Below are 23,410 nucleotides of genomic sequence, written 5' to 3' on the forward strand. Positions count from 1 at the left end.
CTACAATCACTCCTTTTTATGTTTTAAAGCACACAAAAAACCCGTCCCTATGAAGTAGGGACGGGTTTAACCGCGTTACCACCCTAATTCTATTAGCTCTTCGCTAATAGCACTTAGCAACGTACTATCATACGTGTTCTTTGTAACGGTAGACATCCGTCCGGGCTTACTTACTTTCAGCCTCGGCTCCTCGGAGATGATTTTCAAATAAGGTCTGCACACCGGCTTTCAGCAACATACCGGCTCTCTGGGGAACAGTACACTATTTTACTCTTTCTCGTCTTCAGATTTGTATACTTTGTTAAAAGCTATTTTATGCCATTGGATAATAAATTGTCAACTAATTCAAAATATATTTTTATTTATACCCTTTTTCGTGATTGTTATACAATTACTTTTCAAATTCTCGCAATGCTGCTAAATTTTCATCATCCTCGATAAGTTCAGCGAAAAATCCCGACTCATCCTCACGAAGTACAATTTCAAGCTCTTCCTTCGCCTCTTCATTCCTGTTTAACTGTGCTAAATAACAAGCACGATCATATCTTGCTAACAAATCACTCGCATCCATTGTTAATACTTCATTTGTTATTTTTTCTGCCTTTATCGTTTGGCCAGCACCATGATATGAAGATGCTAAAGAAAGAAGAATTGCTGTTTCATTCGGATGATGTATAGCGGCATTTTCTAATACATGAATTGCCTCTTCAAACCTCTCTTGACTTTGATATATTTCTCCTAAAGCAAGAAATGCTCTACTTACAAATGGTGTTTGCTCCGTTAATTGTAAGGTAATCTTTTCTGCCCTTCTTTCTTCCCCCGTTTTAAACAATACTTGTGCTTGCAGAAGAAGAGTATCATAATCATCTGGTAACTCTCGAACCATTTGCTTCGTTAATTCCGAAGCATCCCTTATCATATCCTCTTCCTCGTACTCTATGAAAAGATATACAAGTTGCTTCGCTACATCATAATCCCATTTATTTTCTAACGATGTTTGCAATACACCTATTGCCTCTTTATTCATCGTCACATTCTCGTAAAATAGCGCAAATCGCTGCGCTGCCATACTATTTTTCGGATTTAACTGTAACGAAATTTCATATAAATCAATGATCGTAGTAATAATAGAAATTTCTTTCGCACGGTTTTTCATGCGATAAAAAGCTCTTGTAATTATAGATTTCTTCGGCTGTTCATTTTGTTGACGTTCAATCCATCTTTCTGTAACCGCAGATGCAGCATACATAAACGCCATACTTCTGTCTGCCTTTTTTACTTTTAATATATGAAGAAAATCTCGTATGTTAGACCATTTCTTATGTTGTTCTATCGCTTTTACATATACATCAAATATACGTTCATTATTCACATCTTTTTGTATCACTTTCATCGCAATTTCAATTGCCTTTGCATTTCTATTTTTCACTAATACTTTTGCATAATGATATAAAACTTCTGTATGCTCGCCATCTAATCGTAGTGCCTCTTCAATCTGTACTTGTTCTTTATCTATTTCATTCATTGCTCCATACACATATGCAATCGCATCTAATCGCCATATTTCAGGTACTTCGTCCGCTAATTGTTCTAGTTCAGCCAGCAATTCTTCCTGAAGATTCATTTCTACTGAAAGCTGTGCCAAATATTCCATATTAATATGCAACGGCTCTTCTTTCATCGCCTGAACCATATGACTTTGTTCTTTAGAACGATTTTCTTCTTTTTCATATATTTCCGCAAGCTGTAAATGTACACCAATGAAATTCCCATCAAGCTCTAAACATCTTTCATACGCTTGTTTTGCTTCCGTTAATTGTCCTAATGCCATAAGTGTTTCACCAATTCGGTAATACGGTAATGCCGTTTCTTTTTGTTCTATCGCCTTATTATATCTTTTCATCGCCTGGCCGTACTGTCCAATCGACTCATATAAAATACCTGTATAACAGCCATATTCACTTACGTCATTTCTTTCTTTTTGTAACGTTCTTAAGAATGCTATTCCTCGTTGTACAAATACCGTTCCTTTCATTCGATTCACATATTCATCTAACGCACTTGCTACATTATATTCGCTCTGCTTTATACCACTCTCTAACTTAGACAATGCTACTTTAAATCCTTCTTCACTTCCACCAAGTTCAACTTCAGCATCCCATAAAACCATTCCAGCGTTCATAAGGAAATCTTGGCTCTTTTCAATTTGTTTTTCGATACTGAGAATATATTCTTTTGCTTCCTTATATTGTTCTCTTGCCATATAAACTTGCGTAAGTCCGAAGTGAGAATATACATCATCATGATTTTCTTCTAAAGCACGAGTATACAATGTTTCCGCTTCTTCCAGACTATCATTTTGGAAATGGTAATCCCCAAGTTTTACGTATAGAGGTGCCTTATCATCACAATTCTCAATACCCTTTAATAAAACTTCTTTCGTACTTTCTTCATCCTTCAAATCAGATTCGTATATTTCCGAAAGTTTTGTATAAATGTAAGGTGCATTACTATCCAAATGAATTGCTATTTTAAGCCCTTTTATTGCTAAATATAATTTCCCTAAATGATGTGCACATCTCGCTCGCTCATACCATACATGTGCTTCATTTTTATACTCTCTTAACAGATCGTTAAAGATTTCATACGCTTCTTCATATCTTTCTAAATCTATCAATATTAACCCGTGATTCGTTAAAGTGAATCTTTCAGGACTACGCTCTAAAGCTACTTGAGAAAACTGCAACGCCTTTTCAGACTGGTCGATATACATATACGATAAAGCGAGAAAACTCCAAGCAATCGGCTGATCCGCGTCTAATTGTAACGAGGAACGAAAACTTGAAATTGCTTCTATATAACTTTCCTGCTCAAAAGCATACCTTCCGTTTATTAAATGATATAAGGCACGATTATTTTTCTTCTCAACACTTACAAGCATGTGCCCAGCTTTTTCTAACTCTTCAAGGCGAATAAAGCACTGCGCACCATGTAATTTAACAAAGTCCGAGTTTGGAAACTTCTCCATTAAATTTTCTATACAATATAAAATAAATTCTTTATCTACTTCAACATCTAAATGCTTAACCGTATATAACCACGTATTCGGATTATCACTTGTCTCTTTTAAAAACTGTACTAACTTATGAATCCCCTCTTTATCTTGTTCATCTAAATGATCCGTTAAAGAAAAAATTGATTTGAAATAAGTATTTTCTTCTTCATTTAAAAATGATAGCTGTTCCTTCTTTTCTTTCGGAACAAATGTAATCGCTAAACAACCTGTATAACGATATTTTTCTTGTAACTTACTATATTCCACAATAACTGGCTCTATAAAGTTCGGATCTTGAACATAAAAGGCCTGCAATGTATCATCATATCCAGCTAGTACTTGTACATGTGAAGCATGCTCAATATCTATACTTAATAAAACGGGAATCCCCTGATCTAACAGTCTCTTATAATTTTCTACATTCCCTTTAAAATAACGATATTCATAACCTAATTCTTCTAAATAAGAAACGGTGTCTGAAAACTTCGAGCCTGTCATATCAAAAATAAACTCTGCTATCTCATCTTGTGTACGTTTTTCTCCCCATAACTGCAACATCATTTCTAAACTTGTCGGTACACAATAATTATCCTTTTGTACAATTGGAACGATCGGTAAGTGAACCTTTTGGCCATCTGGATTTTTTTCTAAATTATGATATAAAGACTCTTTTAAACTTTTTTCTTCTTTTAATAACTGTTGTAAATCTACAATTCTATTCATTTTGTAAAGCGCTTCTGCACGTAAATGTACAAAGTAAGTTTTATACGCATGATAAGGAAGCTGCTTATTTATGTTATCAATTACCACTAACATTTCTTCATACTTCCCTAAATCTAATAAATATTTCACCTTTTCAAAATGAAAATATGGTACTTGCGGGAACTTTACAATCGCATCATCAATTAGCTGTAATGCACGTTTTTGTTCTCCCTTATTCGCATATAACTGTGATAATAAATAGATAGATAACTCTTCACAATCTTTATGCTGCATACCAGCTATAAATTGTTCTTCTGCTTTCTCCCATTCACCTGTATGCATATACACGTAGCCCCATTTATCAAATACAGCACGTGCACTGTACTCCTCTGCCTTTTGCATATAAAAAAGAGCTTCTTCATTTCGTTTCATTTCCAACAAACATCGTACTAACGTAAAATATGTTTTCGCTAAAAGATCAACGTCTATCTCTTCTTTATTTACCTCTTCTAATGAGTCTTTTAACAACTGTTCTACTTCAAGTATTTTCCGCTCATCAATTAACTCATCACAATATAAAGAGAGCGTTCTCATATTTGGGAATTTTTTATAGGCGTAGCGAATGAGGAATGAACTGTATTGGTGCATAAGCCCTTCATCAGTAAGACGTATTAATATATCAAACTCCTTATGTGAAGGAATATTAGCAAGCCAACTCTTCAAATAAGAAAAAGTATTCTTTTCTTTTATATATGAAATTTCATTATTTATTTCCTGTAATCCCTCTATAAATCTCTTGTCTTTCAAACAAGCATCTAACTGCTTAAAATCTAGCATGTATTCACCTCTAATATTTATTTATACTGCTACTTGCTTAGATTTTACACATCATATTGTAGGTATTCAACTAAAATCTCTTATAATGGATGGTATTAATTAATATTATTCGAATTTATAACAAAATATAGTAAAATTGATTGTTTTTCTCTGTATTTTGTTTGATTATATGGAATAACGTAACATGTGGATCTTATTTTTATATAGTTGAAATCAGTACATGAAATTATATCGGCGATAATTTAAATATATCAGCGATTCTTTCGTTTTATCGGCGATTTTCAAATTATATCAGCGATTATATGTCGAATATCGACTTACCGACATTAAGCGACATTTTTCATCTTATGGCTCCTTTAACATTCTATTTCACCAAATGTAATTTTCATATTCGGAGCATATACTAAAGAGGAATGTAGATGAAACGCTCTAAAAAATTTGAGTTCAGCTTCATATTGATCTAACGCATCATCATATGTTAATCCTCTGTCTATTAAACGTCCTATAAATTGCTGTTTATCACCTGGATTTCCTGCAATCCCCTCTTCATTTAATGAGTGATACAAACCTTGTTTATCATTATGATGCATATTAGAATCTAAAAAGTTCACTTTATCACTTACTCTACATTGAATATTTTTTACGCCTAGTTCACTTAAAAACATCGGTATTTTCATACCAATATTTCCATCTTTTCCGCTTCTCTGCATGTCACTTTCAAATAACTTCTGCAAAGCTCCTAGCCTAATAATTTCCGATTGATTCTCTCCATTTAAAAAGTATGAAGACATATTTGATATCCAATGTGGTTCAAAACAGATTATTTTTCCGCCCTTTTTAACTAAATGTATCATTTTTTGTAGCATTGTTTCTGGAGTAGTCATATGTAATAAGAAAGCATGACAGATTGCTATATCGTATTTATCGTTCAGTTCAATTTCTGTAGCATCTCCTTCAAGAAATTCTGAATCATACGGAAGTAAACGAAACAACTCTCTGGCGTCAGCTAATAATGTTTCTCCACTATCAATACCTGTATACTTTGAACCTTCTGGGAGTAATGGCATTAATACTAACCCTAAATAACCATATCCACAACCGTAATCAACGATATGTACAGGCTTAGTAATCTTCCAAACTGTATTTACTAAAAAGTTTACATAATCGTCATTGTAATATAAATCTCTTGTGTTTTTTAAGTATGTTAGTTTACTGTTCCAATCGTACGTTTTCAAGTTTAACGCCTCCTTTATATATGACATTACAATTCTCCATCTTATGCGGACATTCCTACACCTGAAACAATTCCAAAAAAGTTTAGACTTTATAAAATATAACTGTTACTTACATATTTTCTATAAAAATAAATAGGCATACATATCTATTATGATACGTATACCTATTTATTTTACATCTCCTCAGGAGCATCCACCCCAAGTAAACGTAATCCCTCTTTTAATACAACCGTCACAGCATACACTAATGCAAGTCTGTTATCTTTCTCTTCGCTCTCTTCCAATATACGCACATTTCCATAATATTTATTGAACGATTGTGCTACATCTAAGACATATTTTGAAATGATTGATGGCTCATTTTTGTTGAAAGCTATTTCAATTACTTGTGGGAATTTATTGAGTAATTTTACGACGCTCCAGCTATAATCATCTTTTAATGCAAACGTACACGTTTCAAATTCTACACTTTCTTTTCTTAAAATAGAGCAAGCACGTGCATGTGTGTACTGTACATACGGTCCTGTTTCTCCTTCAAATTTCAGCATATTTTCTAATGAAAATTCGATATTGTGCATACGCTCATTTTTTAAATCGTGGAAGATAACTGCGCCAACACCGACTTGCTTCGCTACTTCTTCTTTTTGTTTTAAGTTTGGATTTTTCTCTTCAATATTTTGTTTTGCAAGGTCTATTGCTTCCTCAAGTACTTCTTCGAGTAAAATAATTCTTCCTTTACGTGTCGACATTTTCTTACCATCTTTTAAAATGAACCCAAACGGTACATGTTCCATGCCGTCAACCCAAGTGTAGCCCAGCTTTTTTAATACAGTGAAAAATTGATTGAAGTGTAAACTTTGTTCTGGGCCAACTACATATAGCGCTTTATCAAATGCATATGTGTTTTGACGGTATAACGCTGCCGTTAAGTCACGTGTTGCGTAAATCGTTGCACCGTCGGATTTTCTAATTAAGCAAGGCGGCATTCCCTCTTCTTCTAAATTAACGACTAACGCGCCTTCTGACTCTTCAAGCAAATCATGTTCTTCTAAAATCTCAATAAAATCTTCCATCAAATTATTATAAAAAGCTTCCCCTTGAAAATTAGTAAATTCAACACCGAGAAGTTCATAAATACGAGAAAATTCTTTTAAAGATTCGTGACGGAACCAATTCCAAAGCTCAACCGCTTCTTCATCACCTTCTTCTAACTTCTTAAACCAAGCGCGTCCTTCTTCTTCTAATTCTTCATCATCTTTTACCTCTTCATGGAATTGCACATATAACTTAAATAGTTCACGGATTGGATCCTCTTTCACTACTTCTTCATTTCCCCATTTTTTATAAGCGGTAATTAACTTTCCAAACTGTGTTCCCCAATCCCCAATATAATTAATCCCTACAACTTCATAGCCACATTTTTCAGCGATATGTTTCAGTGAATTTCCAATCATTGTAGAACGTAAATGCCCCATTGAAAAAGGTTTCGCAATATTAGGAGACGAATAATCGATAACTACAGTCTTTTCACATCCAAAATGATTTTGACCGTACTCTTCTTTCTCCGCTAAAATCGTTTTTAATACTTCATCACTTACCGTTTCACGATTAAAAAAGACATTTACGTAAGGACCAACAGCCTCTACTTTCGCAAAAAACGGATCACTTAATTTCTCTGCAACTTCCTTTGCGATAATAGCTGGTGATTTTTTATATTGCTTCGCAAGTGAAAAACATGGAAATGCAGCATCTCCGAATTCATCTTGTTTCGGTGTTTCAATTAAATCTAAAATTTGCTTTTGCGTTAATTCATTCGTAAAAATATTAGATAAACTTTCTGCAAACTGCTTTTTATAATCCATGATACAACCTCCTTCATTTATAAAATACAAAAAACTCGTCTCTAAAAAAGAGACGAGTTTGAACCCGTGGTACCACCCTTGTTGTTCATTACGAACCACTTTCCCGTTTATAACGAGGACAGGGGGCCTCGGCTTACTCTACTATTCGTTCAAGAAGCATCTCCGAAGTGCGCTTCATCTTTTTCTTCCGCACTAGGCTCACACCATCCCTAGCTCGCTTTCCTTCTAAAAAAGACTACTCTCTTCATCACAGACAGTATATTTAATTAATTATTGCTTATTATACATCTTTTCAAACAATTAGCAAGGGTCAATTACACCAAAGTGAAACTTAGCACTTTTTCTTTTGTATACGTAAAAATTATGTTTTTCAAATCTAGAACTACGGAAATGGTCTTTCAGAACGACACGCTTTCTCGCCACACGCTTCGCTTCTGCAATTGTTTCATCAGTAATATCATGATACAAAGCGAAGTGTTTTAATCCTTTTATTCCATCTGATTCTATAACAGTTTCTTCAAACATCGGATCAAGATATACGACATCATAACTATTATCTTCACATTGTTTTAAAAATGCGTAATGCTCAGTTTGCTTTACATCAATTCGTTGCATTGCTTCATCAATTTCAGAAACGGATGAAGACCATGTTTTCAAACCATTTTCCATAATATAAGCCATATACTCATTGCCTTCAAGTCCGGTTACTTTTCCGCTTTCACCAACAATATAGCTAGCCACAATACTATCTGATGCCATACCGAGCGTACAATCTAACACTGTCATTCCGCTTTCTAATTTAGCAGCTTGTACGAACGGATCGTGTTCTCCGCGCATTAATCTCTTCACACGAAACATTGCTGAGTTTGGATGAAAGAAAAACGACTCCTCTGTTCCTTTTGGATAAATGGCTAATCGGTTTTTGCCTACGACAAGTACATCTTGTTCATACTGCTCATGCAGTTTATGTACTGGTATATCATTACGTTTAACGAATGAACGATTTAATTCTGCGGCTACCTGTTTCGCATAATCTATCATTTCTTTATTCGTTCTTCCTGCTGTTGTTACTATCATTGTTTCACCTCTATATAAAGAAAAGAGGGAGATTTACTCTCCCCCTTCTTTAGCAATTCTTTTCGAAAGCTTGTTCTAAGTTCGTAATAATTTCGTCCATAGTTGCACCTTCAATCTCATGACGGTGAATGAAGTGAACAACTTCTTTTCCTTTTAACAATGCCATAGATGGTGAAGATGGAGGAATTTCTCCGAAGTATTCACGCATTTTTGCAGTAGCATCTTTATCTTGACCTGCAAATACAGTTACAAGATGATCAGGTTGTTTTTCAGCACGAACAACCGCTTGACCTGCTGATGGACGTGCTAAACCAGCTGCACAACCACAAACAGAGTTTACAACTACTAAAGTTGTACCTGTTGTGTTTTCCATAAATTCTGTTACAGCTTCTTCTGTAGTTAACTCTTCAAACCCAGAACGCACTAATTCTTGACGCATTGGGATTACCATTTGGCGCATGTATTCTTCATAAGCATTTGACATCTTGTAATCTCTCCTTCAACTTTCATTCCAAATTCATCATATCACGCTCTATTAATAGGTGCAAAAGAAAGATAACGATGATTTCATTTTTTTGTAGGGATTTCACAAACCCCTTCACGGCAATGTCCCACTGGGACAAGTTTTCTATTGTTAGCGATATAATCATATACGTTACTTCCAAATCCAAGTACGATAGATAGCTTTATAAAAGGCACCGCAAACCAATAAGATGGAATGGACTTTGCTAATACATGTATGCTATGAATGCCGTCATACCACTTATTATTTTTAAAAATATACAATCTTTGTTCCATCTTACTTTGTAATTCTTGAGAAAGTTCATACTTCTCAACTACATCTTCATCTCGAAATGAAACAAATTTCACCTTACCCTTTTTATCTAATTTCTTCGTACGTTCTGCAACCGCCGTACACATCGGACACCAACTATCATAGAAAACAATCATACATTATTCCCCTTTACGAGACTCCGTCATTTGTTTCCATACAGAACCTTTTGCTTCTTCGCCGCCTTCAATACGCTCTAATGCTAAGCGCGCTTGCATCGCTACTTCAAACTCTGGATCATCTTGCGCTGCTTTTAATGCTGGAATCGCACTTTCGTCTCCTAGTTCAAATAAGAACATCGCTGCACGCCAGCGTACTAATTTACTTGAATCTTTCAGAGATTTAATCATAACGAACATCGCCGCCGGATCACCTACATCTGATAAGCAATCGCCCGCTGTACGGCGAACACTTACTGAACGATCTAATAGCGCTTTATATAATAACGGCAATACTTCATCACCTTTTACCATACCTAAATACGCTGTTGCTAAACGGCGAATCGAAACTTTTTCATCATCTAACGCCATCTTCAACACTGGAATATCTTCTTGAGTAGGATCCATTTGTTCTAAAGCTGCAAAACGGTTTTTCCAGTCAGCATCTTTCATCATCTCTTCTGTTACTTTATATGGCTCACGCTTTTGAATCGTTACTTCAACAGCACCTGCCTGATTTAATAATTCTTTAACCGTTTCATTTACACGTTCTTCCGGATAAGCAGCAACAATCTCTTCTACTACTTCTTTCCCGATTTCTTCAAAATTACCGTAACGTGTACTTTGTTCCACCCATTTACGTTCTTTTACAACGTTTGGTGCAGACATTTGAACTTTCATAATTGATTCTTTAAAACGGTCAGGTAAACCAACACGTTCTTCCGTCGTTCCATCTGTTAACTTTACTTGCATTGGGATAGTAAAGAACATTTGAACAAATACTTTCACTTCTCCAAAATGAGCAAGTTGTTGTTCTTCACTTTCTTCTACTACTTCTTCGCCAAAAACAGCACGAACTTGCTGTAATAAAACTTTCCAGTCATACTTTGCATTTCGCTCCACTGCTAAAAAGTCGGCTACATGATATACACCTTTAATGCCTTCAATTTTCAAAATTTCTTGCACTTGCATTGGCGCTTGTTCTTTATTTTCATTTGTATAATTATTACGTGCTCCTGATGGTAATACTTCATTCAAAATAACTTTCATTGTATTTGGACTTGGCGTCGGTTCAATTGCTTTAATCTTCACGTAAAAAACTCTCCTTTATTGCATGTTCTTAGCTGTATTGTAACATGTTATCACTCTATACTCCTACTCGGATGCTTAATTTTACTATTTACTTTTCTACATTGCTGGGAAGTTTCATTCATTCTATTTTCACCTAATCATTCCATAACTATAGTTAAAAGTATAATTGACAATTACATAAAAAGGGATTAACCTTAACTCATAAAATGACCATAGTCATTTTATGAACAAAGTCATTCAAAGGTGGAGTGATAACAAATGAACAATGTCATAATTATTGGTGGCGGTATTGCTGGACTTTGCGCAGCAATTTCCTTACAAAAAATAGGAATAGAAGTAAAAGTATATGATAAAAACACTGAGCCTACTGTTGCTGGTGCGGGTATTATCATTGCTCCGAATGCAATGCAAGCACTTGAGCCATACGGGATTTCTGAAAAAATCAAAAAATTCGGCAACGAAAGTGACGGTTTTAACCTTGTATCCGAAAAAGGAACTGTTTTCAATAAATTGATTATCCCATCTTGTTATCCAAAAATGTACTCTATTCATAGAAAAGATTTACATCAATTGCTACTTTCTGAACTACAAGAAGATACTGTCGAATGGGGAAAAGAATGTGTAAAAATAGAACGAAATAAGGAAGACGCCTTAAAAATAGTATTTCAAGATGGTAGTGAAGCATTTGGCAATATACTGATTGCTGCCGATGGTATTCATTCTGTCGTTCGAAAACAAGTAACACAAAGGGATAATTATCGTTATGCAGGATATACGTGTTGGCGTGGCATAACTCCTACTAATAATCTTTCTTTAACAAATGATTTTATTGAAACTTGGGGAACGAACGGTAGATTTGGTATCGTCCCTCTTCCCAACAACGAAGTATACTGGTATGCGCTCATAAACGCGAAAGCTAGAGATCCAAAATACAAAGCTTACACAACAGCAGATTTATATAATCATTTCAAATCTTACCACAATCCCATACCATCTATTTTGCATAATGCATCGGACGTTCATATGATTCATCGTGATATTGTAGACATTATGCCAATGAATCAGTTTTTTGAAAAACGCATCGTTTTTATTGGGGATGCTGCCCATGCACTTACTCCGAATTTAGGCCAAGGTGCTTGCCAAGCAATTGAAGATGCGATTATTTTGGCTGAATGCATCAAAAATAATGCCCATTATCGTCAAGCATTTATAGAATACGAACAAAAAAGACGAGATAGAATTGAAAAAATCTCAAACACTGCGTGGACAGTTGGAAAAATGGCGCAAATAGAAAGTAAACCTTTAACTATAGTAAGAAATGAAGTAATGAAACGTATTCCAAAATGGATTTCTGAAAGGCAAGCACATGAACTATATAACTTTCATTTATAATAATAATAAGAAACAGCATTCTCTATCCTTCTTTCAATTACATTAAACTTAATCATGAAGTAAGATTTTATTTGAGATTATCTATTAAACAGATATAATTGTTTGTGTTAGGAGTAGATTATATGCTGAGAGAAACGAGAAAAAAAGAATTAAAAGAACTTATATTCCTAAAAGCAGTACAACTCTTCCAAGAACGCGGGTACGAAAATGTAACGGTTCAAGATATTACTACTGCATGCGGGATTGCAAAAGGAACTTTCTTCAATTACTTTCCGAAAAAAGAAAACATATTATTATTTTTAGGTGATTCTCAAATTGAACTATGGAATGAAAGTTTAAAAACATATGCAAATGTAGAACATCCAAAAGAAAGAATTAAACTTGTTCTAGGAGACTTACTAGACCGTTTTACTGGACATGGTGATTTAATGAAGCATGCCGTCTTTGAGATTATAAAGTCTAATTACTTAGTAGAAAATGAAGTAAAAAGTATACAGCAGCTACAAGAAGGTTTGTCTTCAATTATTACAGAGGCGAAAGAGACAGGAAAATTAAACAGTCAATGGGATATACATATTATCACTTTTACTATTATGAGTACTTATTTTTATACATTAATGTCCCATTCACTATTACCTGCTAATGAAATAAACGTGAAAAATACACTCAACCAACAATTAGATGTTGTTTGGGAAGGGATCAATCAAAAGTGATAGAGGGCTATATTACTAAGCCCTCTTCTTACGATGCGCCCTCCCTCCTTCTCTCCAAAAATGTAATGCTCTCAATCACAACTTCCGTTATATATATTCTCTTTCCTTGATTATCCTCGTAATTCCTCGTATGAATACGTCCAGTAATTCCAACAAGTGAACCTTTCGTACAATATTCAGTTACATTCTCAGCTGACCTTCTCCATACGACGCAATTAATAAAATCTACTTGCTGCTCACCTAAGCTATTTCGAAAACCTCTATTCACCGCAACACATACTCGTGCATACGCGACGCCTTGCTTTGTGTAGTATAATTCTGGCTCCTTTGTCAATCTACCGATTAATACAACTCGATTCATCATAAGTTATACCACCTCTCATATTTTTCTTCATTGTAAAGAAAAATATATGAAGGGTAAAAAGCTTAAAATAATATACTTTATAATAAAAAATATATTTTTATATCTTATAAAAACAAAAAAGAAACCTTACATACTTTAAACATGTAAGGTTTCAAAAAATTATACTTCACTGCATGAAATGTAATATCCTCCGCGGGCCATCTTTACTTCCGCACGATATAATACTTCTTCTAAGTAGAAAGTTATCGGTTTTACTTTACTCTCAAATTTCAGTTGTTCATTACATTCAGCTGCATAACTTTCAATAGCTGAAGTAATAACTTCTCCCGATGGATACGTTAAAGCATCATCTAGTTCTATGAAAAAACTTTTAGAAAATAGTTTTTTCATAATCCCTTTCTTCTCTTTCATCATATTCCATCCCCTTCAATTTAAGGTTACCAACATCCATATTATACCACATCATCAATATATCTTTGAAAATAAAAAAATCCTGCATTTTTCACGCAGGATTTTTTTATTAGTCATTTTTCGTAAAGTAAGAAACGAAACGAAGAATTTCTAAGTATAACCATACTAATGTAAGCATTAGTCCCATTGCAGTATACCACTCCATATATTTCGGAGCTTGACTACGTACACCATTTTCGATTAAATCGAAATCTAGTAATAAGTTTAATGCAGCAACTACGATAACAACTGCACTAATAATAATACCGATCGTACCACCTTGGTGAATGTACGGAACAGTTACACCAAACATGTTTAGTAGAAATACGACTAAATACATAACCATAATTCCAAGTGTTGCTGCCATCACGCCTGTACGGAATTTATCCGTTACTTTTACTACGCGTGTTGCATATAACACTAACATCGCAAATAGAATTGAGATTGTTAGTAATACAGCATTTAAAACGATAGAATCGCCAAACTTCATTGTATAAACAGCTGAAATACTACCTAATACAACCCCTTCTACCGCCGCATAGATTGGTGCACCAAAAGGTGAAATACGCGGGAAGAACATAGACGCAAATGCGATGATTGCCGCAACGATTAAAGCGCCAATTAATACTGGCATCTTCATCGTACCCTCTATCATCTGTATGTATGAATAGACAGACGTTGCAAGTAGCAAGATAAGCATAATAAACGTTTTGCCTACTGTTCCGCCAATAGTCATCGCAGAAGCACTTGCTCCTTCTTTACGGAATGCCTCTTTTTTCAACATTGGATTAGATGTTCTCATTTTTTCCCTCCTAAAATAGGTTCTACCAATAGTGTAAAGTTTTTCTCTTTACTTTTCAATATATGCAGCTTGTTTTTATTTTAATCCTTCAACAATGTCCGATAGTTCACTCCATCTTTCCATCGTTTTTTCTAGCTCTTCTTCTGTTTTTTGCTGTGCTTCAGACAATTCTTGCGCTTTCGTAAAATCAGAACCAACATTCGCAAGCTCTTCTCCAATTGATTCTAGCTTTTCTTCAAGTTCCGCAATTGTATCTTCAATTGTTTCCCATTCGCGCTGCTCGTTATATGAAAGTTTACGCTTACGTTGTTGTTTCGGTGCTTCTTCTACTACTTTTTTCTCTTTCTGCACTTCCGCTTTCTCAATAAGTTCTCTCGTTTTTTCCATTTCTAAGTAATCCGTATAACTACCTAGAAATTCGCGCACTTCTCCTTCTCCCGTAAAGATGAATAATTCATCTACTACTTTATCTAAGAAGTAACGGTCATGCGATACAGTTAAAACGACACCTGGGAAATCTTCTAAATAATCTTCTAACACCGTTAATGTTTGTGTATCTAAATCATTCGTAGGCTCATCCAGTAATAGTACGTTCGGTTCTCCCATTAATATACGTAATAAGTATAAACGTCTTCTTTCACCGCCAGATAATTTGCCAAGCGGTGTACCATGTGAATGTGGTGGGAATAAGAAACGTTCTAACATTTGAGACGCACCAATTACTTTTCCGTCTGTCGTATGAATGACTTCCGCGATCTCTTTAATGTATTCAATCATACGTTGATTTAAATTCATTTCTTCATTTTCTTGCGTATAGTAAGCGATTTTTACTGTTTGCCCAACTTCAATTTCACCACTATCAGGAGATATTTTACCTGCAAGCATATTTAATAGCGAAGATTTCCCGCTTCCATTCGCTCCAATAATTCCGATACGATCGCCTGGTTTCACGATATGATTGAAGTTGTTTAATACTGTTTTATCGCCAAATTTTTTCGTTACATCTTTTAACTCAAGTACTTTTTTCCCAAGGCGACTACCGCTAAGCGCAATATCAACTGACTGTTTTGCAGCTGGCCCTTCTTGACCTTTTAACTCTTCAAAACGTTGAATACGTGCCTTTTGCTTTGTCGAACGAGCTTTTGCACCATGGCGAATCCACGCTAGTTCACGGCGATATAAGTTTTGACGTTTTGATTCTTGCGCAAGTTCTTGTTCTTCACGAAGTGCTTTCGCTTCTAAAAACGTACTGTAATTTCCTTCATAACTATACAATTTTCCATTATCTAATTCGAAAATACGATTCGTCACACGATCTAAGAAATAACGATCATGGGTTACAAGTAATACCGCACCTGTGTACCTTGCTAAATATTCCTCTAACCACTCAACTGTCTCATGGTCAAGATGGTTCGTAGGCTCATCTAAAATTAATAGATCTGGTGTTTCAATAAAACACTGCGCCATCGCAATACGTTTTTTCTGTCCACCAGATAAATTTCCAACAATTGCTGTGAAATCCGTAATTCCTAATTTCGTTAATAACGATTTTGCATTCGCATTTGCTTCCCATGCACTCATCGCATCCATACGTTGTTGCACTGCAAATAATTGTTCCTGTACCTTTTCATTACTTGGATCTTTTTCGATATGTAATAGCGCCTTTTCATAATCACGAAGAAGACGAATTAAAGGTGTATCACCATGGAAGACTTGCTCTAATACTGTTAATTGTTCATCAAACTCTGGTTGCTGTGATAAATAACTAATTGTATATCCACGTGAATGAGTCATATCACCTGTATCAGGAATTTCTGCCCCTGCAATAATTTTTAATAAAGTTGATTTACCAGTACCGTTTACACCGATAATTCCGGCACGTTGTCCTTCTGCAATACTAAATGATAATCCATCAAATAACGGTTTTTCTCCATATGATTTTGATAAGTTTTCCACAGTTAACATTTTCATATTTGTGCATTCCACTCTTTCATAAATTGTTCAATAAACTGTTCCATATAACGATGACGAACTTCAGCCTCTTGTTTTGCTGCATTCGTATTCATTAAGCCTTTTAGCTTTAAAAGTTTTTCATAAAAATGATTTAAAGATGGGTCATTATTTTTTCTATATTCATCTTTCGTCATCACTTCACGAGGAGGAATAGTTGGATCATACATTAACCTCCCTTTCGCCCCGCCATACGCAAATGTGCGAGCTATTCCAATTGCACCAAGAGCGTCTAAGCGATCTGCATCTTGAACAATCTTCCCTTCAATTGACTCCACTTTACCGCCATGACCACCTTTATAAGACATATTGGCGATAATATGAAGAACATGCTTACTTTCCTCTTCTTCAACATGTAACTCTTCTAACCAATCAGAAACTTTTTTCATTCCTGCTTCTTCACTTTCATTTAACTTCTCATCTGCCACATCGTGAAGTAATGCTGCCATTTCAATTATAAAACGATTTCCTCCTTCTTGCTCGGATAAAGAAATCGCCAGTTTATGTACGCGCTCAATATGATACCAATCATGCCCACTCGCATCTTTTTCTAAAATATGTTTTACAAAAGTAATTGTTTTTTCTATCTTTTCTTGTTTTGTCATTTTATCTTCACCCAGTTACTTATTGTAACACGCCCGCATTTTTTCATCACATATTTTCTTGTCCGCCCATACACTAGGTGGTAAGCATCATCATGAAGGAGGAATAAATATGTTCTATAATAATCAACCGCCTTACCCACAACAACCATTTTACCCTCAGCAGCAGGAAGAACGGTATGAAGAACAATATGAAGAACAAGAGCAACAATATGAACAAAATCCATATGCAGCGCCACAAACTCAAGAACAACAATTTCAGCAAAACGCATACGACACACGTCCAAATTATGAATATCCTCAAAATCCATATGCAGTACCACAAACTCAAGAGCAACAATTTCAACAAAACGCATACGACACACGTCCAAATTATGAATACCCTCAAAATCCATATGTAGCACCACAAAATCAAGAACAACAATTCCAACAAAACCCATACCCAACTCAACCACAACAACCGCAATACCAACAACAAATGTATCAACCAAACTACGACGCACGTGTCTCACCACCTAAACCACCAACAATCGATCCAACTCAACCACAAATTTTACCGCCTGGACCAACATTAGATATTACACAACCACAAATCTTACCACCTGGACCAATTACAGAACCGACACAACAACAAATTCAGCAAGTTGTCGGCACACAATTTTTGCCTTTAAAGAAACCTGTACTAGATTTCGTAAAACCTTGGGTAGATTACGGTTTAAATGAAGCAAAACATACATCTCACGAACACGCATTAACAGAAGTTGCTGCGATTATGTTTTTAGTTGGGAAAGGATTTAATCCGACAATTGCGCATTATATTGTAGAATCTTGGGAGAAGAATGAGCAGTTTTAGAGTTGTTTATTTTATGTTCTGAAAAAATATAATAGCGTCACAAACGCCTGTTATACAAGCATTTGTGACGCTTTTTATTTGTTATATTGTATTCTACTTCAAAAAGGTATTTCATATTTTTTCACATGTTTTTATATTATTTGTGAGCAAATAATAACCTTTTAATTAAACTGTATTCAATCCCCTTGATCAATAGACATTACCCTTACCTTTGTTGAACTTGTGTGCGGAAAATATACCTTCTTATATAAGCAACAACAACATCACCAGTCGCTTTATTTTGATACACTGTCGCATCAAAACCAGTTTCCTTATCATGAAGTTTGGCTCCTTTAGGATGTATCGGTTCCCACTCTTCGCTTCCTCTTTTATTACTAATTTTTACCCCTTCATCACTTTTATATGCTCCATCGGCTAATTCTCGATATGCTTCATCTGAAATCTCTTTCCTCATAACATTCCTTCTTTTCTAAATGTTTCTATTTTTATTACAATATTAATAGAGGTGATAAGAAATGAAAAAAATCCTTTTAATAACATTATTGGTTGTTTTAGGTTTAGGCTCGTGCACTATATATCAAATTTATAAGGCTACCCACCCTTATAGTGAAAAAGAACAAAATGAAATGAAAGAAAAAGCATCACAATCCGCTATCGAGTATTTTAAAAAGGAGAAAAATTGGGATATTACAGTGACAAAAGTAGAATTTTCTACAGATATCTCTCGTAGTAGGCTTGAGGTATCTGGCTATATATCTGGTGACAAACAGAAGAAGGTTTCTGCAAGTATAGATTACAGTAATGATTATACAGTTGGTAGTATAAGTTATTAACATTACAAATTGACTTTTTTCTCTAATAGCATTTTCACCCTCTATAATATCAAATACATAGACAAAACCCAGATAAACTTTATCTGGGTTTTGTGTTTCATACTCTCCCATTAATTCAATTGCTTTACAATCAAAATAAACAATTATACCCTCTACCTCATATCAATTCGCATAGACCTTTTCACAGTCCTATCATCCTCGCAAATTAAAATATACTTTTTTGAAAATAAAAGTTCATAAAGTTAGCTCACATGTTTCCTATAAATCTTACTTTATTTATTTCTCAAATCTTATTTTCTAAAATAGTATTAAATTAATCTCGTCTTCCGCTCTTCTATCCGAATTACTTTTCCACTTTGATATACAAATGATTGTTCACCAAATCCACTTTTGGGTGATTCTATTAGCTGAATCTGACCATTTTCAACAATATATATCCCATTTATTCCCAAAACGATTTTAGCTGTCATTTCAACAAGATTTTCTTTTCTAATTCCCACCAAGATTACTCCCATATGCTATAATTACTTTGTCGAAGTAAGTGGTTTTATTCATCCACCACGCGAGTAAAGGTGTGAAAATTTTTGAGTAATATGAATAAAAGCCGAATTGAAATTCTAAAAATGAAAGCAAAAAGAACTGGTAGTAGAAAAGAACTGGTAGACGAACTTTCTAATATTGTTACAGTTTCTATGGACTCATTTATGGATCCAGAATCTAATGATTTATTTTGTAAAGACTTATTTAATACGCTAACACAAACTTCAAACATAAAAAACTTTGGTAGCACTAATTATGAAGAAAACAGAAGACTATCAATAGTACTGTTAAAAGAAACAGCTAAAACTATTAAATTTCCAGTTGATCAAGGGAGACTCTTTTTCTCTAAGGGTGGTAAATTTGAAGCAGTTAAACTGAACATTGGTGAAGTATTTGAGAATTTAGAAGAGTTATCAACCATATCAAGATTTCTAACTGGATATGCAGATTTTGTATTAGCTGGGGATGATTTAGAATTCGGGATCGTTATTGAGCGCACTGAATACCACTACGAATTCAGTATGTGGGGTGTATCCACAATATGAAATACGAAAATACAAAAGACCACTTCAAAATGAGAGTGGTCTTTTTATTACTTTATCTATCAACCTTTTCAAATGATTCATATCAACACTTTCTTTTAAGACCTTTTCTTCCTAGGACCTATAATCAATTTAATCGCCGTTCTTTCTTGATCATTAATAGTAACCTCTTGAAATGCTGGAACAAAGGCTAAGTCAATACCACCTGGAGCAACAAATCCTCTTGCGATTGCAATTGCTTTAATCGCTTGGTTTAATGAACCCGCTCCAATCGCTTGAATTTCTACATTTCCACTTGTTCTTAGTACACCTGCTATTGCACCTGCGACCGAATTGGGGCTTGATTTTGAAGATACCTTTAATATATTTTCCATGTAAGTTGCTCCCTCTATTATTTAATTACTCTTTTGTTACCGTATAAAATATTTCAACGTATCTTTAACTACTATTCACACCAAAAGCAAACAATGCTACATATGTACATTCATTCGATACTTTTCGTCTTCTTCCTGCCTTACTATGTAAATAAAGAAGGATAACTAAAAACCTAATATGAAAACATTAAAATAAAAAGAAATTACTTTAACGATCATATCATTGTAACTGAGGATACTGGTTTTACTGTTTCAGATATAATTAATATAAGCATTCACCCTACGCTTCAATTTCCCAATAAACCCCTCTAATATTTTCACCATATCATTAACCTTTTCTTTTTCAAAAATGGTTACAGCTTCTATTCTATTACTATATTTCATCGTATTAGCACTTTATTTTCTATATCTATCACCCTTTATATACGACAAGCATAAACTACTATAAGTATAAAATTTATTCATAATAGGAGGTAATACATTGGGTTCATACTATCATTCTTCAAACTCAAATAAAAAATGTTCATGCAAATCTTCTTCCAGTTCATATAAAAAATGTTCAGGCGACCATTCACATAAAAAAAGTTGTCCAGCATATGGAACTTTTTGGCAAACCGAGTTTATAACTGTTCCTTTTGGAGATCCCTTTCCATTTAATCACGTTGGCCCTATAGCAGGAGGCGTTTCCTTACTAAATCCTACTACTATACAATTTAGTCAAGCTGGTGATTATAGAGTTTCTTTCATTTCAAGTATTAATACTACTGTAAATCCTGTGTTTCCACATATTCCAGTCATGACCATATTTCTAAATGACAATCCACTTGCTAATAGTCAAGGTGACTTTGCTTTTCAAATGAATACTTCATCAAATAACGAATGCCTTCAACTAGCAGGCGAAACAATCATTACAGTTACCGCTAATTCGACTCTTCAACTGAAAAATAATAGTGGTTTTAATCGTCAAAGTATTGCAACTTGTGATAATGGTATCAATTCAGTTGAATTAACAGTTATGAAACTAAGTTAATAATCTTCTTCACATTTAGATGCTATTTCAGCATCTTTTTTATTAACTAATGTTCTTTTGATTTCTATCTTTTTCCTCACAAAACATACCTTTCTGTTAATCTAATAAACATGAAAAAAGTACCGAACTCTTCTACTACAAAAGTTCGGTACTTTTTTCTCATTCTTTCTTACTTCTCCACATACACCGACTTAACAATTGTACGACTATAAGGTTGTCCTTCTTTATTCATCCCTTTTATATCCATCGTAACGTTATATACTCCTGGTTGCTTTATGTCCTTCAAAGCACCAGTAAATGTATTGTTATTAACATTTTGCAATTCATTAAATTCAGAGACTAGTTTCCCTTCTTCATTCACAACTCTTACTGTTATGGAAAGATCCCCTTTCATTTCAGGTGCCACAGGTGATTTTTTCAGTTTATACTCAGGTTTATTTACTTTAACTTTGGTAGGCATTTGAAGAACAAATGGTGCGTCATTCTTGTAATCGCTTACAACTAAATATGCATCTTTCGACTGCTTCGCCATCATTTTAACTTTCCATTCTCCTACATCCATTTTATCAAATTTAAATGTTCTAATTGTTGCACCACCAAAGAAAGATTCTTCTTCACCAGTAGTTATAACGCTATCCTTATTTGTATACATTTTTCCTTTTGGTGATATCATTTGTACTTCTACATTAGACGAAGCAGTTAATATAGAAACGATTCCTTCTGACTTTTTATCAACTGTAACAGTTTGCTCTATCCACTGATTTTGTGGCAATTCTCCGCCTAAAATGTTTTGATTTGAAGTTGTATTTAATTGTTCTATATTTTCATTTGAACTAGTGCTGGATGCTACTAAAGCTGGTACGGCTACATTTGATGTACGTAAATATGGTTCAATTCGTGAGAACACAGCAGATCCTTTTCGTATATTATCATGATCAAATCTGGAATCTGTAAATAAATGAGTTCCATACGGCAACTTAGCACTCCACTCATTTACTAGTCCATCATTTGAACCGTATGATGACAAATATAATCCTCCCATGGATAACGCCGAGAATACAGGGCCCCAACTAGTTCCCGTAACTGTGTAATAACGGTTTAATTTAGCTGCTGGATTATTATCAATCGTTGAACGAAATTTTGCCATTTCGCCCATTTGTAATGAGTACGTACCATCATCTTTTTGACCTAATATAGAGGCAAGCCATCCCGCCCACCAACTATATGATAAATCAGCTAAGTTTGATCCATGATGTGGTGTCGCAAGCGTGATAACATTTCCGACAAATCGATTTGCACCATATCCTACTAATGCAGCCTGTGTATCGATACCGCCTTTACTATGTGCTACAATATTAACTTTTTTACCGAAATGATTATATATTTCTTCTAATTTTTGTGCTAACAATTTTCCGTTGTCCCACTGACTAGCTGATCCTTTTCCAGCAGCATCATATAATTGTATAAATACTGTTTGATAGCCTGCTTTCAAAGCATAGTCATACATATCATTTATGTCGTGATATACAGTTTTTCCATACCAACTATCTGCATTTCCATTCCTTCCTTGCACAAAGAGAATTGGAGGCTTACTTTCATCATAATTAGCAGGCTTTTTTCCTAAAAACCATTCTCCAGGTGTAAAGACTTCTTGATCTGGAAAGCCTGTTTTAAGCTCTTTTACAACTTCTGCTCGCACATTTGTGCTAATCATTGGAACCATGATAAAAAATACAATTAGTAAGGCAACACATCTTCTCATCAATCGCATGTTACTCCCCCCACTTTTTTTGAAAGAAGGTGCTCTTTGTAATTTTTTTATCTTCTTTCTTAATACTAGATAATCTTTTTACTTAAACAAAATCTTGTCCCTATTCTCAAGAGATTACTAGTACCCCTTCTTCCTTAACACACGTTATTCTCTTTGTTTCTATCTCTTCCTTTTGAGAGAACACTATAAAAAAGTTTCTCAATAATTGTTAACCGTACTAAATCCAAATATCTCTAAATCATCATTGTCTATATAAAGTATACAAATCTTGAAAAAGCTTTAGA

The 23,410-nt window shown here is 34.5% G+C and carries 22 protein-coding genes and 2 other annotated features; of the genes, 6 read left to right on the plus strand and 16 right to left on the minus strand.

Annotated features, from left to right (window positions below; genetic code table 11):
• Positions 1-53 precede the first annotated feature (53 nt).
• Positions 54-293, minus strand: a binding site (T-box leader).
• A 98-nt stretch (positions 294-391) separates the two neighbouring features.
• The 7 genes from ACTFRS_RS07700 to ACTFRS_RS07730 all read right to left on the minus strand — a co-directional run bounded on the left by ACTFRS_RS07700 (position 392) and on the right by ACTFRS_RS07730 (position 10,850).
• Complete coding sequence (locus tag ACTFRS_RS07700) at positions 392-4,594, minus strand: tetratricopeptide repeat protein (RefSeq protein WP_440023810.1); 4,203 nt, start codon at positions 4,592-4,594, stop codon at positions 392-394.
• A 356-nt stretch (positions 4,595-4,950) separates the two neighbouring features.
• Positions 4,951-5,829 carry a class I SAM-dependent methyltransferase gene (locus tag ACTFRS_RS07705; protein WP_440023808.1) on the minus strand — a complete coding sequence of 293 codons (879 nt, stop codon included), beginning with the start codon at positions 5,827-5,829 and terminating at the stop codon, positions 4,951-4,953.
• A 173-nt stretch (positions 5,830-6,002) separates the two neighbouring features.
• A complete protein-coding gene (argS, locus tag ACTFRS_RS07710) occupies positions 6,003-7,691 on the minus strand; it encodes an arginine--tRNA ligase (protein ID WP_440023807.1) in 1,689 nt (562 codons plus the stop codon).
• A 45-nt stretch (positions 7,692-7,736) separates the two neighbouring features.
• Positions 7,737-7,951 (minus strand) — a binding site (T-box leader).
• Positions 7,952-7,991: 40 nt separating this feature from the next.
• Positions 7,992-8,768: a class I SAM-dependent methyltransferase gene (locus ACTFRS_RS07715; protein ID WP_139867399.1), complete on the minus strand. Its 777-nt coding sequence runs from the start codon at positions 8,766-8,768 to the stop codon at positions 7,992-7,994.
• A gap of 49 nt (positions 8,769-8,817) precedes the next feature.
• Positions 8,818-9,252 carry a BrxA/BrxB family bacilliredoxin gene (locus ACTFRS_RS07720; RefSeq protein WP_000063712.1) on the minus strand — a complete coding sequence of 145 codons (435 nt, stop codon included), beginning with the start codon at positions 9,250-9,252 and terminating at the stop codon, positions 8,818-8,820.
• A gap of 83 nt (positions 9,253-9,335) precedes the next feature.
• Positions 9,336-9,719, minus strand: coding sequence for a thiol-disulfide oxidoreductase DCC family protein (locus tag ACTFRS_RS07725; RefSeq protein ID WP_439194589.1), 384 nt, complete (start codon positions 9,717-9,719; stop codon positions 9,336-9,338).
• 3 nt (positions 9,720-9,722) lie between these two features.
• A complete protein-coding gene (locus tag ACTFRS_RS07730; RefSeq protein ID WP_440023804.1) occupies positions 9,723-10,850 on the minus strand; it encodes a conserved virulence factor C family protein in 1,128 nt (375 codons plus the stop codon).
• A gap of 258 nt (positions 10,851-11,108) precedes the next feature.
• On the opposite strand from ACTFRS_RS07730, the gene ACTFRS_RS07735 reads away from it, so the two are divergent.
• Positions 11,109-12,242, plus strand: a complete 1,134-nt coding sequence (locus ACTFRS_RS07735) for an FAD-dependent monooxygenase (RefSeq protein ID WP_242293908.1) — start codon at positions 11,109-11,111, stop codon at positions 12,240-12,242.
• 122 nt (positions 12,243-12,364) lie between these two features.
• Positions 12,365-12,955, plus strand: a complete 591-nt coding sequence (locus ACTFRS_RS07740) for a TetR/AcrR family transcriptional regulator (protein ID WP_440023802.1) — start codon at positions 12,365-12,367, stop codon at positions 12,953-12,955.
• A 28-nt stretch (positions 12,956-12,983) separates the two neighbouring features.
• Here the strand turns inward: ACTFRS_RS07740 and ACTFRS_RS07745 are convergent, their stop codons facing one another.
• The 5 genes from ACTFRS_RS07745 to ACTFRS_RS07765 all read right to left on the minus strand — a co-directional run bounded on the left by ACTFRS_RS07745 (position 12,984) and on the right by ACTFRS_RS07765 (position 17,186).
• Entirely contained in the window at positions 12,984-13,319 is a 336-nt protein-coding gene (locus tag ACTFRS_RS07745; protein WP_000982033.1) for a single-stranded DNA-binding protein, read from the minus strand.
• 159 nt (positions 13,320-13,478) lie between these two features.
• Entirely contained in the window at positions 13,479-13,733 is a 255-nt protein-coding gene (locus ACTFRS_RS07750) for a DUF4318 domain-containing protein (RefSeq protein ID WP_000975124.1), read from the minus strand.
• Positions 13,734-13,839: 106 nt separating this feature from the next.
• Positions 13,840-14,571: a Bax inhibitor-1/YccA family protein gene (locus ACTFRS_RS07755; protein WP_001260642.1), complete on the minus strand. Its 732-nt coding sequence runs from the start codon at positions 14,569-14,571 to the stop codon at positions 13,840-13,842.
• 75 nt (positions 14,572-14,646) lie between these two features.
• The gene (locus tag ACTFRS_RS07760) at positions 14,647-16,542 is read right to left on the minus strand and encodes an ABC-F family ATP-binding cassette domain-containing protein (RefSeq protein WP_440023800.1); all 1,896 of its coding nucleotides are present in this window, start codon (positions 16,540-16,542) and stop codon (positions 14,647-14,649) included.
• Positions 16,539-17,186: an HD domain-containing protein gene (locus tag ACTFRS_RS07765; RefSeq protein ID WP_000165941.1), complete on the minus strand. Its 648-nt coding sequence runs from the start codon at positions 17,184-17,186 to the stop codon at positions 16,539-16,541. Before ACTFRS_RS07765 ends, ACTFRS_RS07760 begins: the two co-directional genes overlap by 4 nt.
• 109 nt (positions 17,187-17,295) lie before the next feature.
• On the opposite strand from ACTFRS_RS07765, the gene ACTFRS_RS07770 reads away from it, so the two are divergent.
• Positions 17,296-18,036, plus strand: coding sequence for a hypothetical protein (locus ACTFRS_RS07770; RefSeq protein ID WP_139867406.1), 741 nt, complete (start codon positions 17,296-17,298; stop codon positions 18,034-18,036).
• A 205-nt stretch (positions 18,037-18,241) separates the two neighbouring features.
• On the opposite strand, the gene ACTFRS_RS07775 is transcribed toward ACTFRS_RS07770, so the two are convergent.
• Positions 18,242-18,490, minus strand: coding sequence for a hypothetical protein (locus ACTFRS_RS07775; RefSeq protein WP_240795800.1), 249 nt, complete (start codon positions 18,488-18,490; stop codon positions 18,242-18,244).
• 61 nt (positions 18,491-18,551) lie between these two features.
• On the opposite strand from ACTFRS_RS07775, the gene ACTFRS_RS07780 reads away from it, so the two are divergent.
• Positions 18,552-18,869 (plus strand): hypothetical protein, encoded by a 318-nt coding sequence (locus tag ACTFRS_RS07780; RefSeq protein WP_000722281.1) that lies wholly within the window; start codon positions 18,552-18,554, stop codon positions 18,867-18,869.
• A 308-nt stretch (positions 18,870-19,177) separates the two neighbouring features.
• Here ACTFRS_RS07780 and ACTFRS_RS07785 read toward each other — a convergent pair whose 3' ends face one another.
• Positions 19,178-19,369, minus strand: a complete 192-nt coding sequence (locus ACTFRS_RS07785) for a DUF3954 domain-containing protein (protein WP_139867412.1) — start codon at positions 19,367-19,369, stop codon at positions 19,178-19,180.
• Positions 19,370-19,453: 84 nt separating this feature from the next.
• Between ACTFRS_RS07785 and ACTFRS_RS07790 the strand changes: the two genes are divergently transcribed.
• Positions 19,454-19,954: a YxiF family protein gene (locus ACTFRS_RS07790; RefSeq protein WP_440023798.1), complete on the plus strand. Its 501-nt coding sequence runs from the start codon at positions 19,454-19,456 to the stop codon at positions 19,952-19,954.
• A gap of 95 nt (positions 19,955-20,049) precedes the next feature.
• Here ACTFRS_RS07790 and spoVS read toward each other — a convergent pair whose 3' ends face one another.
• A complete protein-coding gene (gene spoVS, locus ACTFRS_RS07795; RefSeq protein ID WP_000427804.1) occupies positions 20,050-20,325 on the minus strand; it encodes a stage V sporulation protein SpoVS in 276 nt (91 codons plus the stop codon).
• 481 nt (positions 20,326-20,806) lie between these two features.
• Here spoVS and ACTFRS_RS07800 point away from each other — a divergent pair, with 481 nt between their 5' ends.
• On the plus strand, positions 20,807-21,355 hold the full coding sequence (locus ACTFRS_RS07800; protein WP_440023796.1) for a preprotein translocase: 549 nt from the start codon (positions 20,807-20,809) through the stop codon (positions 21,353-21,355).
• A gap of 169 nt (positions 21,356-21,524) precedes the next feature.
• Here ACTFRS_RS07800 and ACTFRS_RS07805 read toward each other — a convergent pair whose 3' ends face one another.
• Complete coding sequence (locus tag ACTFRS_RS07805; RefSeq protein ID WP_242294819.1) at positions 21,525-23,126, minus strand: esterase/lipase family protein; 1,602 nt, start codon at positions 23,124-23,126, stop codon at positions 21,525-21,527.
• Between the last annotated feature and the right edge of the window lie 284 nt (positions 23,127-23,410).

It is taken from the genome of Bacillus cereus group sp. MYBK139-1, from assembly GCF_051916915.1.
Classification (GTDB): Bacteria; Bacillota; Bacilli; order Bacillales; family Bacillaceae_G; genus Bacillus_A; species Bacillus_A pacificus.

Coding starts and splice junctions, on each gene's coding strand:
- argS (WP_440023807.1), bottom strand. CDS start 7,691: ATGGATTATAAAAAGCAGTTTGCAGAAAGTTTATCTAATATTTTTACG.
- ACTFRS_RS07765 (WP_000165941.1), bottom strand. CDS start 17,186: ATGACAAAACAAGAAAAGATAGAAAAAACAATTACTTTTGTAAAACAT.
- ACTFRS_RS07805 (WP_242294819.1), bottom strand. CDS start 23,126: ATGCGATTGATGAGAAGATGTGTTGCCTTACTAATTGTATTTTTTATC.
- ACTFRS_RS07700 (WP_440023810.1), bottom strand. CDS start 4,594: ATGCTAGATTTTAAGCAGTTAGATGCTTGTTTGAAAGACAAGAGATTT.
- spoVS (WP_000427804.1), bottom strand. CDS start 20,325: ATGGAAAATATATTAAAGGTATCTTCAAAATCAAGCCCCAATTCGGTC.
- ACTFRS_RS07745 (WP_000982033.1), bottom strand. CDS start 13,319: ATGATGAATCGAGTTGTATTAATCGGTAGATTGACAAAGGAGCCAGAA.
- ACTFRS_RS07725 (WP_439194589.1), bottom strand. CDS start 9,719: ATGATTGTTTTCTATGATAGTTGGTGTCCGATGTGTACGGCGGTTGCA.
- ACTFRS_RS07775 (WP_240795800.1), bottom strand. CDS start 18,490: ATGAGGAAAGAGATTTCAGATGAAGCATATCGAGAATTAGCCGATGGA.
- ACTFRS_RS07735 (WP_242293908.1), top strand. CDS start 11,109: ATGAACAATGTCATAATTATTGGTGGCGGTATTGCTGGACTTTGCGCA.
- ACTFRS_RS07715 (WP_139867399.1), bottom strand. CDS start 8,768: ATGATAGTAACAACAGCAGGAAGAACGAATAAAGAAATGATAGATTAT.
- ACTFRS_RS07760 (WP_440023800.1), bottom strand. CDS start 16,542: ATGAAAATGTTAACTGTGGAAAACTTATCAAAATCATATGGAGAAAAA.
- ACTFRS_RS07755 (WP_001260642.1), bottom strand. CDS start 14,571: ATGAGAACATCTAATCCAATGTTGAAAAAAGAGGCATTCCGTAAAGAA.
- ACTFRS_RS07770 (WP_139867406.1), top strand. CDS start 17,296: ATGTTCTATAATAATCAACCGCCTTACCCACAACAACCATTTTACCCT.
- ACTFRS_RS07720 (WP_000063712.1), bottom strand. CDS start 9,252: ATGTCAAATGCTTATGAAGAATACATGCGCCAAATGGTAATCCCAATG.
- ACTFRS_RS07780 (WP_000722281.1), top strand. CDS start 18,552: ATGAAAAAAATCCTTTTAATAACATTATTGGTTGTTTTAGGTTTAGGC.
- ACTFRS_RS07740 (WP_440023802.1), top strand. CDS start 12,365: ATGCTGAGAGAAACGAGAAAAAAAGAATTAAAAGAACTTATATTCCTA.
- ACTFRS_RS07750 (WP_000975124.1), bottom strand. CDS start 13,733: ATGATGAAAGAGAAGAAAGGGATTATGAAAAAACTATTTTCTAAAAGT.